We start from the raw sequence: 13681 nt of genomic DNA on the forward strand, positions 1-13681 counted from the left end.
AATCGAAGTTTCCTTAATGTGACATTTATTAAAAAATTATTTAAAAACTATTTCCTAACAAAACCCCCATCATGGTATAGCACCCACGATGAGGGAAATTTAAAATTATTTTGCTTGATTGATTTGTTCCGCCATTTTCAGCAGCTCTACTTTCGTGCTCACACTCATATTGGCTCTCAGGCTATAGTCCACCTTTGTCCCATTTTTCACCCATTGCAAAGAGTGCACAGTTTCCCCATTTTCAGGTGCGAAAGTGGAGTACACGGCTTCATTGTCGCCAATCATGATCTTCTCCAGATTCTCCGCAAATGTACCTCCACTTTTATTCTTGTCATCCAGGATGGACACTTCTAAGAAAGCACTCCCTTTTTGGCCCTTGTACTCAATCTCTGCATTACGAAACTTGTCCGATAACGGAACTGGTTGTACCACGTATTCTTTTTTCGTTCTTTCTTGTTCCTCTTTCATCGCTCTCTCATCATACTTGTCACTTGGGAGATAGATCGCTTCGCCTGCTGCAAATTTGAAGTCCGTCCCCATCTCTGCCGGGACCTTGAACAGATGGCCAACCTTTTGTTCCATGTCCTTCCACGTTGTATAGGTAAAAGGCTTGGAGCGTACATCTACAAAAGGCTTGCTGTTTGGATTTGATTCCAACTGAAGTTTTGTCACCGGCCAATAAATGGCAACCGCTTCTCCTGGTTTTAATCCATTGACGATTTGTTCTCCGGTATCCAACTGTTTATAAATCTCTGCACTACTTTTTTTGATCTGATCCTTTGTGTCAGGGGGTAGCTGCTGCATCATTTGTTGCTGTTCTTGCATACTCATTTGTTCAAGCTCTAACACTACTTCTCCCTTCTCATTTTTCAACTGGATCATTTCCATCCCCGCCCATACGGACGACGCTCCTACCAGCATACCTACAGTGACTAACAGGCCAATTTTCCTTTTCACGACTTTCTCCTCCTTGTTCTCCTTGGCACGAATTGCGGCCATGACTTTATGTTTGACATCGACTTTCGGGACGGGCTTCGCTACCAGCATGTCTCGCATGTGCTTAAACGGATTTTTGTCCATCATTTCGCACCCCTCCCGTCGTTGGCAAATAACGTTTGCACTTTTTCAAAACGCGTTCAAATTGCTTGCGGAGGGCCGCAGGCTTTTTGTCCATCAGCTCTGCAATTTCCTCGTACTCTCTTTCCTCTAGCACCCGCAGGAACATAAGTGTTCGTTCTTCGGCGGACAGCCGTTTCCAGATGCGTTCAAGCGGCTCCCCAAAATAATTGCTGTCGATGCTCTCCTCGACATAATTGCGTCCATCCTGATCCCGGTTGTACAAAAAGGGCAATACGCGGCTTAATTTCCTGCGCTTTAGCACATTCGCACAATGGTTGTAAGCGATCCGGTACAGCCATGCGGAAAATGACAGCGAGTACGTATACTGTTCAAGATGCTCGTAGGCACGAAACAGAACTTCCTGGACTGCGTCTTCTGCATCTTGACGATGACCGAGCATGTGATAGCAGTATGTAAAGATCGGTTGTTGATAGTGATCGATAATGATTTCGTATTGCTCAAGAGAGCCAGCTTTTATCTCTGTCAGTAGGCGCTCTATCTCTGTTTTTTCCACGGTTTGCCCTCCTCTCACTATGAATAACAATTGGCATCTTTTGTTTGTGACACCTATTTTAGAAATTTTTGGTTTTACGAATAAAAATTCTCTCCAAATAAAAAGGGTGCTCCACCCGTCTCGTACGAAAAATCTCGTACTTCCGGTAGGAACACCCTTATTCCATGCTTGTATTCATTTGCTTTTCCGTACGCTTGTCGAATGTCTTGATACTTTCCCGGGAAATCGACAGCACCTGTCGGCTTCCTTTAGAAATGCTCTCCGTTGGCATAATAGCTTTCTTTTTGATAAGCGACAAATGCCATCTCTACTTCTGGAATGCCAAGAGATAAGACATGCTTGGTCACAATCTGGGCAAACTGGTCACGAACTTCTTGCCCCCGCTCGAACCATGCTACTTCTATAAAAGGAAACGACTCCACGATCTTCCCACCAAAAACGCCTGTCGTATGCAAGCATTCGATCGTGAAATTGTCCGTGCCGCATTGGCATAGTGCAGCAAGCTCCACTGCAAGCGGTTCGCTAATCGTGGCTATTTGTTCAGCTTGGATACCTCGAACGATAAGATGTGGCATGATGATCCCTCCTGAAAAGTCCATACTTCTATGCTCTATCTTACCGTTCAGCAGGCAAAAAGAGTAGAAAAAACTAGGTCAGTGCAGCGGCGGTTCCGTGATTTACTACTGCCTCCTGCACCTGCGCTACTTTGTTCCCTTGCTGCATTTGATACATCTGATAGTACCTGCCTTGCTTTTCCATCAAGTCTTCATGCTTTCCTCGCTCTACGATCCTTCCTCGATCCAGTACGAGAATTTGATCCGCATTTTTGATCGTAGACAGACGGTGAGCAATGATGAAGGTCGTTCTGCCTTTTTTCAACACCTCAAGTGCATTTTGAATAATGCCCTCTGTTTCCGTGTCGATACTGGCAGTCGCTTCATCCAGAATGAGGATGGCCGGGTCAAATGCGAGAGCACGCGCAAACGAAATCAACTGACGCTGCCCAAGAGAGAGGGTGCTGCCCTTTTCAATAACAGGTTCATCGAATCCTTGCGAAAGACTGCGGAACAATTGATCTGCCCCTACATCACACAAGGCTTTTTCCACCTTTTCCGGCGAAATCGACGGATCATCCAGACTCACATTGGAACGAATCGTTCCTGTAAACAAAAACGGGTCCTGCAACACAATGGCCATGTGCTGGCGAAGCTGCTGTTTGGAAAACGCCTGCACATTGCGTCCATCAATCATAATCGCTCCACTGTTTACATCATAGAAGCGGAGCAATAGATTGATAATCGAGCTTTTTCCCGAGCCCGTATGACCGACAAGTGCCACAGTCTCACCTGGCCATGCTTCGAATGAAATGTTTTTCAGCACGTATTGGTCGTCTTTGTAGGCAAAAGAAACATCGTCAAAGCGGACATTCCCCTGATAGCAAGGAACCTTTGCAGGATCAACGTCAATGCCCTCTTCATCAAGCAGTTCAAACACACGCGATGCCGCGACGAGAGATTGCTCCAGGTTCGCCAATTGGTTGACGATCTGTGTCATCGGCTGAAACAAACGATTGAGGTAATCGACGAAAGCGTAGAGGACGCCCAGTGAAAGCAGTGTACCTATCCCGAGGGACGCACCACCGAAATACCAGATGAACAACACAAACGCAATATTGCGGATGAACTGAACCAGATTAAACGAAGCGGTCGCATTGAGCCGTAGCATTTTATTTTGGTAGGTGAACAGCTCTTCGTTCAGCTCGCCGAATTCCCGCATCGTTTCCTTTTCCCTGCGAAACGCCTGAATGATCGGCATCCCTTGAATCGACTCGTTAATCATCCCGTTGATGTCGCTAATGCGTGCCCGAATCACATGGTTAAAAGCAGAAGCGTACTTGCGATACAAGTAAATCCACACGACCATGATTGGCAAAATGACCAGACACACGAGCGCGAGTCGTACATCAAGCAAGAACAGCGCTGCAAAAATACCGATTAAATAGATCCCGCTCGTAATGAAGTTGCCGAGCACATTCGTAAACAGCTCACGGATTGCTTCCGTATCGTTTGTGACACGAGCAACCACCTTCCCGGCAGGGAGATGATCGAAATAATGGATGGGCAATCGTTGAATATGCGCGAACACATCAATGCGCAGTCTCTCGATGACTTGATTCGCTGATTTTTGCCATAAGAACTTTTGCCCATAGTGAAAGAGCGCGGCAACTACCAATAACCCGAAATAGAGAACAGCCAGCGTGATCAGGCCACTTGTCTCTGGTCGAAAAAATTCAAATATCTCCTGATTGCTTAAGAGCGTTGCCTGGTACTCAGCTCGATCGGAACCTTTGGCAATGACGAGCTTCCCATCCTTAATGGATCGCTGCCCATCATACGAAATCGCCTGATCCAAGAAATAATAGTCGCGTCCTACCTGCAGAACACGAACTTCCCCGCCCTTGCTCTCACCTGCTGCCAAGTGATCCTGTCTGGTGTAATACTTCCCTTTGTATAGCACGGAGCCCTCACGCTGTGCCGTCTCATACCAAGGGAATTCAATGCCCATGATGTGCGTATCGATCATTTTTTTCGCCAAAAACGGCCCCGTCAGTTCTGCCCCAACCGAGATGGACAGCATCAATACCGCCAAGAGGATCGTCTTTTTAAAAATGGCTGCATAGTGAACTAGCCTTTTCCCCGTCGTCATTCATTCACCCGCTTTCTGTCAGCGTCGCTTCAATCTGCTGTTTCTCGAATTGTTCTTTATACCATCCGCCCAGCTCCAATAGCTGTGCATGCGTACCTTCCTCGATGATTCGACCTTCGTCCAAGACGAGAATCCAGTCTGCATGCTGGACGGCAGTTAATCGATGTGTAGTGATCAGTGTTGTTTTGCCTGCACGCTCCCGGCGAATATTCGTAATCATCTCCGCTTCGGTTTTGCCATCCACTGCTGACATGGCATCATCGAGAATCAAGATTTCCGGATTGACCAAAAGAGCTCGGGCAATCGATACCCGTTGTTTTTGCCCGCCTGAAAGGGCTACGCCTTTTTCACCAACGAGCGTTTGCAAGCCTTCGGGCAATAGTTGCACATCCCGAGCAAATGCTGCCTGCTTCAACACTTCCTGTAATTCTTCTTCTGTCGCCTCGGTGTTCCCGAACAGGATGTTTTCGTGGACTGTCTTCGAGAACAGAATCTGCTCCTGCGGTACATAGCCAATCCAGCTCTTGATGTTATCCAGACTGATCTGTTCTAGCGCCTCTCCCGAAACACTGATCGCTCCCCGCCCTACCGGATATTCGCGAAGCAGCTGTCGCACCAGCGTGGATTTCCCGCTTCCTGTACGCCCGACAATTCCTAGAGTCTGCCCCCGACCAAGAGTAAAGGAGACATTACTTAGTTGGTCAACCTGCGCAGATGGATAGCGGAATGTCACGGAATCAAATCGAATGACTTCTGGTACTGCCACATGTACCGGTCTGTCGTGATCCGTCACATCTGCTTCGTAAGCCAAGGTTTCATTGACACGATCCAATGAGGCGCTTCCTCTTTGCATCACATTGATCAATTCACCAATCGCAAACATCGGCCAAATGAGCATCCCGAGATAAACGTTGAACGAGACCAGCTCTCCCAAGGTCAGCTCTCTTTGGAACACGAGGTAACCACCGTAGATCAAGCCGATCAAATAGCTGATTCCAACCAATATTTTGACGGTCGGCTCAATCAAGGAATCTACTCTCGCCACATCGATATTTTTTTGATACACTTCATGAGTTTTTTGGCGAAAGCGCTCCTGATCCGCCATCTCCTGTACATAAGCTCGAATCACGCGAACTCCAGAGACGGATTCCAGCACGCGGTCGTTCAGCTCGCCGAACGATGTTTGTGCGGTAGAAAAACGCTCGTGAATTTTTTTCCCATATTGCTTGATGATATAGGCCATGAACGGCAAAGGAAGAATCGCCGCTAAGGTCAGCTTCCAACTGATCAAAAAGCCCATCGTCAGCACAATCGCCCCTGTAAAGGATAGCGAATCCACCATCGTCAAAATTCCGAAGCCTGTCGTCATCGAGACAGCCTTGAGATCATTTGTCGCCCGCGCCATTAGATCACCGGTACGATTGCGCTGATAAAACGTTGGCGTCATTCGCAATAAATGCGTCATGAGCTTCGAACGTAAAGTCCGCTCCGCCAGAAACGCTCCCCCAAACAGCTGGCGAATCCAGATAAAATTGACCCAATAAATCGCGACAGACAATCCACCAAAAAACAGCAGAATGGACAGCAGCCGCTCGCCAGTCAGCGTCCCCAGGTGAATCTCATCAATAGCCACCCCGATGATTTTTGGAGGGATAATCTCCAGTAAGCCGCCCAGAATCAATAGCAGAATAGCGACCGTATAACGTTTCCAATGCTCCTTGAAAAACCAATCAAGCTTTGCCAAAACCGAGAACATCCGTGTTTCTCCCCTCTCTTTAGCTGGGTGGGTGACCTTTTTTGGGATTAGAAAACTTGACTTCGCCAAATCTTTTGGCGAAGCCTTAGTTGCACTTATGTCGATAAAAATTCGAGAATTTTTATCGACCAAAAAAGACATATCGCCCGTGAGCAACATGCCTTTTCCTCAACAAAAATAGAAAAGGCGCAAGTTACGAAAAATGTAACCTACGCCATGTTAACGAGATCAAAAAAACGATACTACGCTCGTATCAATGGTGGGGTTACGTCATCTATGCCCTTGTATGTATGACCCATGCGTACAATTCTTTTCATGACTAGCCCACCTTTCCATTAATATTTTGAATTTCCAATAAATACATTCTGAACTTTACCATTGTTGCGGATACATTGTCAACTGATCTTTTCGCTACAGCGGAATCTCGCACGATTTCTCCCCTTACGGCTAGTTTACGAGCCTTTTTTGCACAAGTTCTAATCGCGTTGGACAAACGTACAAGCCATCTATGAGCCGCCAAAATATTGTAGAAAGCAGGAGGTGATTACTATGGCATTTAGGTTTCGAGCTATCTTACGAGGCGCTGAAGAGGTTCCGCCAGTCAGAACAAATGCGACAGGTACTACTAGCTTTCAATTAAGTCAGAATGGACAACGACTCGATTTTCGCTTGGTCGTGAACAACTTGCGGAATTTCACGCAAGGTCATATTCATGTTGGGGCCAGAGGCGTAAATGGACCTGTTGTTGTATTCCTGTTTGGTCCTGTAACGCGTGGTATCAGTGTGAATCGGGGTGTTGTGACCGGTTCCATTACGCGAGCTGATTTGGTCGGTCCGTTGCAAGGCAGACCCCTGTCAGACTTGATTCGGCTCATGAACAACGGGCGAACGTATGTAAACGCGCACACAACGCAAAATCCGGGTGGAGAGATTCGCGGTCAGATCAGACGTGCCCTCCGTCGCAATAAGAGGTAGATGAACGAACACTCCTTGTCTTTGGTGCTACCACAGGCAAGGGGTGTTTTCTTACGTATTTTTGCTAGCGAACTTTTTTTGGTATGATTATCCTCATGAAGCTCATTCAGGAGGCTATTTATTTTGTTATCATCCAATCAAAAGCGTCGATTGACATCTGTTCAAATCATCGTGTTCGCCTACGTTGGGCTCATCCTGATCTCAGCGTTTCTTCTGTCATTGCCGTTTTTTCATTTGCCGGGAGTCTCTCTTTCTTTTGTTGACTCTTTATTTACCGCGGCCAGTGCCATCAGCGTTACCGGGCTTACTGTCATTGCGATTCATGAGGTTTTCAACCAGTGGGGGGTATTGTTTCTTACCTTGCTTTTCCAGGTTGGCGGGGTCGGAATCATGACACTCGGAACGTTCATCTGGATCCTCATGGGTCAAAAAATCGGTCTGGAGCAGCGCATCTGGATCGCGACGGACCATAACCGCTCCACGTTGTCCGGTCTGGTCGACCTGATGCGCAATATCCTCGTGATTGCGCTCTTGATTGAACTGGTGGGAACGATTTTGTTAGGCAGTCATTTTATGTTCGCAGGCTACTACGACGACTGGTACAGCGCGTTCTACCACGGGTACTTTGCTGCTGTCAGTGCTTTTACGAATGCCGGATTTGACTTGTACGGAAATTCCATGATCGACTTTACCCACGATTACATATTTCAGACCATCGTGATGATCTTGATTATTTGCGGGGCGATCGGGTTTCCTGTACTCGTGGAGCTGAGGACGTACTTTTCCTATCGCCGTGCAAAAGTGCGTTTCACCTTTTCTCTCTTCACCAAGATTACGACACTGACGTTCTTTTCCTTGATCGCCATTGGCGCCCTGCTCATTTTCGTTTTTGAACGAAATCAGTTTTTGGCCGATAAGACGTGGCATGAAATGCTGTTCTATTCGTTGTTCCACTCCGTCTCTTCGCGAAGCGGCGGCCTGGCTACGATGGATATCAGCCTCTTGTCGACCGCGACACTCATCATGCTCTCCGGGATGATGTTCATTGGCGCCTCCCCGAGCAGTGTGGGCGGGGGGATACGGACCACGACGTTCTTCGTCCTGATTGCCTCTGTTTTTGCCAACATGCGTGGCTACAAGGAAGTAAAGGTGTTCGGAAGAGAGCTGGTTGATGAGGACATTCAGCGCTCCTTCATCGTCTTTTTCATCGCGATTATCCTGGTGTTCACAGCGGTCATGCTGCTCGTCTGGCTGGAGGATTTACCTTTCCAGCACGTCTTGTTCGAGGTCTGCTCTGCTTTCGGGACGACCGGATTGTCTACCGGGATTACGGCACAGATGGGCATAGGCGGCAAGCTCATCCTGATTATTACGATGATGATCGGACGTATCGGGATTATCAATTTGCTCCTCTTCTTGAAGCGCAAAGATCGAATCGTACGCTACCATTATCCGAAAGAACGCATCATCATTGGTCAATAGAAGACAGGAAATCCCCCAAAGCTATGTAGCCGTTGGGGGATTTTTTTCGAGAATCTTATCATCGAATGTCGGATTAATACGGGCCCCAGTTAATCAAGACCCCGATCACGATAAACACGATGGAGAGAGCTGTCCATACTGCTGTGAGCGGAAGCATGAACTTCAGCCACTTGCCGTAGGAAATGCCACTCATCGCCAGAATACTCATCAGAACACCTGAGGTCGGGTTGATGCAGTTGACCACACCTTCTCCGAGCATCAGAGCCTCTACTGCCACTTGGCGCGTAATGCCCATCAGGTCAGCCAATGGTGCCAACAGCGGCATCAGCATAACGGCTTCTCCAGAACCGGACGAAATCAAGAAGTGCAGCCCGGCGCTTCCGAGGAACATCCCAATTGCACCTGCCATCGGTGACAGCGGCTCCAGAATGGTAGCAAGACCGTACACGATGGTATCAAGGAACTTCCCATCTTCCAAAATGACCGTGACCGCACGTGCCATACCGACAATCAAAGCCCCATAAATCAGTCCCTGACAGCCTTTTAAGAACGTTTTGGCGATATCGTTGCCGCTCATTTTGTTGAGCAAGCCTACTCCGATCGCAATGAAAATAAAGATACCTGACATCTCGTTTACGTCCCATTTGAACAAAATCGTGCAGATGATAAAACCAATCAGAACGATCCCCGTAAACGCCAAAATCAATTTGTGACGGGTAGTAAAATCAACATTTTTCGTGTCTACTTCCATCGTGTTTGAACCACTATCCGAAGGAAACAGCTCGTCCCCCAAGATACTCTTGTTTTGACGAACCTTGCGCGCGTAACGCCCGATATACAAAATGGTTACAATCACAAACGTAACATAAATGATGGTACGATAGCCGATACCTGAAAACAGCGGCAGCTCCGCAATTTCTTGGGACAAGCCCAGCGTTCCTGGAAAAGCAATTGTTGTATTGAATCCAGCATACACACCCAAATAAATCAGAGCCACACCGAAGATCGCATCCATTTTCATCGCTCTCGCAATCATGATGCCAAGCGGAACGAAGGCAATGACGGAGTTGACGATGACACCCAACGTACCTAGTACGGAAAAGACAGAAGTGATCAGAATAACCAGCAGCCACTCTCTATTTCCTAATTTTCGGACCATGGTAAGAATCGCTGCGTTGAGTGCTCCTGTTTTATCCAGAACAGCCAAAGCACCGCCTGTAAACAAAACAAGGAAGATGATCGGCGCGCCTTTGACCATCCCTGTCTGGATCGCGGTAAAAAACTCGATAAAGCCCGTAGGATTCGGCTCCACCGCATGATAGCTACCCGGGACAACCGTCGTCACATTACCGTTTTTTACACGGTCAAATTCGCCTGTCGGGACCACATAGGTAGCTAGTGCACATAGAAGTAAGATGCAAAACAAAAGGACGTAGGCGTCTAGCCGAAATAAGCTTTTCTTTTTTAGTTGCTTGCTCTCTGTCATAAAGTAACCCCCTGCGTGTCTAGCGCTTCTCTAAGAATGTTGGGCTGCTTCATAAATCGCAGCTGTCATGATTTTCGCCCCATAAATCAAGGCATCCGTCTGAAAAGTCATCTGTGGATGATGCAAGACCGGCGTAAGCCCACATCCCAGACCAATCATTGTGGTGGCTAGCTCAGGGCGATGAATCGCGTAAAAATGAAAGTCCTCTCCGCCTGGCGTCACACATATATCGGCAATTTTGTCCTCACCCAATACTTTCCCAATTGCCTTTTTCGCTACTTGGATCATGTTCGCATTGGCAACCGCAGCCGGTGTGACTCCCGACCATTCCCACTCTACATCCATGCCCATCAAAGCCCCTGTCTGACTCATGGCATGCTCGGTTTTTCTCTGCAATTCTGCCATGCCTTCATTGGACTGTGCACGTACATCGAGGCTAAAGGTCGCTCGATCAGGGATGACGTTCACCGTTTCTCCCCCTGCTTGCAATTGGGTCATCTTCACGGAAAAAGAGCATCCGTCTTGCAGACGAATATTTTGCAGCGCAATAACCAAAAACGAAGCGGCTTCGATGACATTTTTACCGAGCGACGGACGTGCTCCGTGTGCTTGCAGACCTGTAATCGTCCCTCTGATGGAACTAGACGATCCATGCAAAATCGCCGGAGCAGCGCTACCATACGGCACTTCCATTTCTGGGCGCAGATGAACGCCGATCAGCTTTGTCACGCCTTCCAGGGCGCCATCCTTCAGCATCTGCAAGGCTCCGCCCATCTTCTCCTCAGCAGGCTGGAAAAGAAAGCGCATCGTTTTTTGCGGCACAACTCCGCTTGCTTGAATAGCAAGGGCGCTGTAGAGAGCCAGTGTCGAGTGAGCATCGTGCCCGCATGAATGATTCGGTCTCACCACGCCGTCCACTTCCTGCACGAGCGCATCCATATCCGCGCGCAAAGCTACGATTTCAGCGCTTTCTCCAGGAATCTCTGCATAAAAGCCGTGGTGCCCCTCGAAGCGTGTGACGGCAATACCGGCCGCCTCCAAGCGTTCCCGCAAATATCTCGCCGTTTTCTCCTCGTGCCAGCTCGGCTCCGCCAATTGATGCAAATCTTTGTATGTTCGCACTATTTCGTCGTGATGCTCGTCCATGTATAAGAACGGATTCATCCGATTCATCATCCTCCCTGATGTCTATCTCTAGTATCTCGTTTTGCTCTACCGGATGTATAGCAAGAATTGTGCCAAAACTGTATTATTATAAAAGTTAAGCATTTCTGAACAATTTCAGATTTTTAGGTTATAATATAGGTTGTTTTTTCGAACGTAATTCCTCCCATATTTTCACCTAATACAAAAGCTAACTGACAGAGATAAAGGAGTCGCATCATGAAAAACCAGAACCCATGCATCCTGTTGATGACCCGGCTGGAGACGATCAGCTTGCTGTTCGCAAACACGCTCACGTCTTTTTTCGGCAACCGCTTGCACATCATTCGAAACCACATGCAAGAACGGCTTCACCCGAGTGTATACGATCAAGTTGATCTCATCCTCGTTTCTGATACCAGTCTCTTGCACGATCAGCCAGCTCCTCCGTCAGACATACCCGTGCTTCTAGCAAGACGTACGATTGACATTAACAAGTTGGATCAACTCATGGACTTACCTCCAGGAACGCGCTGTCTATTTGTTTCCAACTCCATCGAAATGGTAGAAGGCGCGATTGAGCTATTGTTTCATCTCGGATTCTCTCATCTTACGTTTGTGCCGTACGTACCCGATACCGAGACTCCACTTCCTACAAAAGATCAAATAGATGTCGCTGTCTGTCATGGACTCAGAGAGCTGATTCCTGTTCATTTTGAGAACATCATTGAGCTGGGGCACCGCCCTTTGGATTTGACTACGATCTTTGATATTTCGCGCCTGCTTGATCTGTCTCCAGATAAGGCAAACCTGTACACGGCTGATTTCATCAGTGATTTCGTCCATATTGGGCGCAAGCTGACCAACTCGGTACACAATGAACGAAAGCTGAATGAAAAGCTGAGCTCCATTTTAAATGCCGTCCATGAAGGCATCATTGGGACAGATGCCACAGGGAAGATCACTGTGCTGAACAAAGAAGCCGAGAAAATTTTACATATGACTGAAACAACTTGCATCGGGCGAAATGTAGCGGAGGTCATTCCTGAATTTCTTATTCTGGAAGTACTAGAGTCACACACCGAGGTAACGAAGCAAGTATTGGAATTCCGTGATTTGTACCTCTTGGTTACCAAGATTCCCACTTTCTTGGATGACCAGTTTCTTGGCGCGGTCATTACCTTTCAAGACGTGACGAAGGTACAGCAGATCGAACAGGAAATACGGACGAAGAGTGCCAATCTCGGACTGATGACCAAGTATTCGTTTGACAATATCATTGGCAAAAGCCCGTCCATTCAGGCCAACAAACGAGTGGCGACCAAGCTGGCCGAAAGCGACTTTACGATTCTCATCACAGGGGAAAACGGAACTGGAAAGGAAGTTTTTGCCCAAGCCATCCATCAACACTCGACGCGCCGTGACGGTCCGTTCGTCCCCGTCAATTTTGCAGGGCTGACCGAGAGCTTGGTAGAGAGCGAATTGTTCGGGTACGAGGAAGGGTCTTTTACAGGAGCACGAAAAGGCGGAAAGATGGGGCTATTCGAGCTGGCTCACAACGGGACCATTTTTCTGGACGAGATTGGGGATGCCCCACTTAGCATCCAAGCGTCACTGCTTCGCGTCCTCCAGGAAAAACAGGTCATGCGCGTAGGGGGCTATCGCGTCATTCCAGTCAATGTCCGCGTCATCGCAGCTACGAATTGCAACCTGATGGAAATGGTCAAAAAAGGGACGTTTCGCGAGGATTTGTACTACAGACTGAACGTCCTACCGCTGCACATCCAGCCACTGCGTGATCGTCCGGAGGATATTTTGGTGCTGATAGATTATTTCTTGCAGAAAAAAAAGCAGCGTCTGTCCTTCTCACGGGAAGTGACGGAACAGCTACTCCGTTACGATTGGCCAGGCAATATTCGTGAGCTAGAAAATTTCATTCACTATGCAGTCGTCATCGCAGAGGGGAATCAGGTGGAGTTGGCTCATTTGCCGGAGCGCTTTTTTGCGGGACACCTCTCTACTCCGCCACTTCTTTCTCACCGGGATGATACGTTGGAAGATACAATCCGGTATTTGTCCAGGCAAGGCTCCTTGGGAGATTACGCAACGATCCTGCAAGTACTGTCTGATTGCTACAAGCGTATGGAGCGTGTTGGACGTACTGCCCTACTTGCGAGGATGGAGAGTCCTTTCATGACCGAAGCCCAAGTTAGACAAAAGCTGACCGTGCTGGACCGCGCTGGATGCGTCTCGATTGGGGTCAAGAAGCAAGGGACACAGATTACCGCGTTTGGGCAGCAGGTGTTGGCTGCTTTGCTGATTAAAGAAAAGGGATAATTATGGTTGACTTCCAACAGATGTGGAGCCCGAAGTCCTGCTACATGTTTTCCAGTCGCCTATATCCTCTCTTCGTTCGGGCGGTCTCCTTCCAAACATGTAGCAGGACTTCTTTACAGCAGTGTTATCTTCATTTATTAAACCGTTTTATCAGTCAGAGCAG

Annotated in this window: 10 protein-coding genes; 3 read left to right on the forward strand and 7 right to left on the reverse strand. The window is 47.9% G+C overall.

Going from position 1 to position 13681, the window contains the following annotated elements:
- Positions 1–105: 105 nt before the first annotated feature.
- From C7R93_RS20470 to C7R93_RS20490, 5 genes are all read right to left on the reverse strand, one after another.
- Complete coding sequence (locus tag C7R93_RS20470; RefSeq protein WP_106840550.1) at positions 106–1083, reverse strand: DUF4367 domain-containing protein; 978 nt, start codon at positions 1081–1083, stop codon at positions 106–108.
- Positions 1061–1633, reverse strand: coding sequence for an RNA polymerase sigma factor (locus C7R93_RS20475; RefSeq protein ID WP_106840551.1), 573 nt, complete (start codon positions 1631–1633; stop codon positions 1061–1063). Before C7R93_RS20475 ends, C7R93_RS20470 begins: the two co-directional genes overlap by 23 nt.
- 248 nt (positions 1634–1881) lie before the next feature.
- Positions 1882–2208, reverse strand: a complete 327-nt coding sequence (locus tag C7R93_RS20480; protein WP_106840552.1) for a DUF1904 family protein — start codon at positions 2206–2208, stop codon at positions 1882–1884.
- A 73-nt stretch (positions 2209–2281) separates the two neighbouring features.
- Positions 2282–4339 carry an ABC transporter ATP-binding protein gene (locus C7R93_RS20485; protein WP_106840553.1) on the reverse strand — a complete coding sequence of 686 codons (2058 nt, stop codon included), beginning with the start codon at positions 4337–4339 and terminating at the stop codon, positions 2282–2284.
- Positions 4340–4343: 4 nt separating this feature from the next.
- On the reverse strand, positions 4344–6095 hold the full coding sequence (locus C7R93_RS20490; protein WP_106840554.1) for an ABC transporter ATP-binding protein: 1752 nt from the start codon (positions 6093–6095) through the stop codon (positions 4344–4346).
- A gap of 549 nt (positions 6096–6644) precedes the next feature.
- Here C7R93_RS20490 and C7R93_RS20495 point away from each other — a divergent pair.
- Both C7R93_RS20495 and C7R93_RS20500 read left to right on the forward strand, forming a co-directional pair.
- Positions 6645–7070, forward strand: coding sequence for a CHRD domain-containing protein (locus tag C7R93_RS20495; RefSeq protein ID WP_106840555.1), 426 nt, complete (start codon positions 6645–6647; stop codon positions 7068–7070).
- 123 nt (positions 7071–7193) lie between these two features.
- Positions 7194–8552, forward strand: a complete 1359-nt coding sequence (locus tag C7R93_RS20500) for a TrkH family potassium uptake protein (RefSeq protein ID WP_106840556.1) — start codon at positions 7194–7196, stop codon at positions 8550–8552.
- A 73-nt stretch (positions 8553–8625) separates the two neighbouring features.
- Here the strand turns inward: C7R93_RS20500 and C7R93_RS20505 are convergent, their stop codons facing one another.
- Together C7R93_RS20505 and C7R93_RS20510 are read right to left on the reverse strand one after the other, a co-directional pair.
- The gene (locus C7R93_RS20505) at positions 8626–10038 is read right to left on the reverse strand and encodes a YfcC family protein (protein WP_106840557.1); all 1413 of its coding nucleotides are present in this window, start codon (positions 10036–10038) and stop codon (positions 8626–8628) included.
- Between the two features lie 30 nt (positions 10039–10068).
- Positions 10069–11202 (reverse strand): M20 peptidase aminoacylase family protein, encoded by a 1134-nt coding sequence (locus C7R93_RS20510; protein WP_106840558.1) that lies wholly within the window; start codon positions 11200–11202, stop codon positions 10069–10071.
- A gap of 219 nt (positions 11203–11421) precedes the next feature.
- Here C7R93_RS20510 and C7R93_RS20515 point away from each other — a divergent pair, with 219 nt between their 5' ends.
- Complete coding sequence (locus C7R93_RS20515) at positions 11422–13518, forward strand: sigma-54 interaction domain-containing protein (RefSeq protein WP_106840559.1); 2097 nt, start codon at positions 11422–11424, stop codon at positions 13516–13518.
- Positions 13519–13681: the final 163 nt, after the last annotated feature.

The sequence above is a fragment of the Brevibacillus fortis genome, assembly GCF_003013395.1.
GTDB lineage: Bacteria > Bacillota > Bacilli > Brevibacillales > Brevibacillaceae > Brevibacillus > Brevibacillus fortis.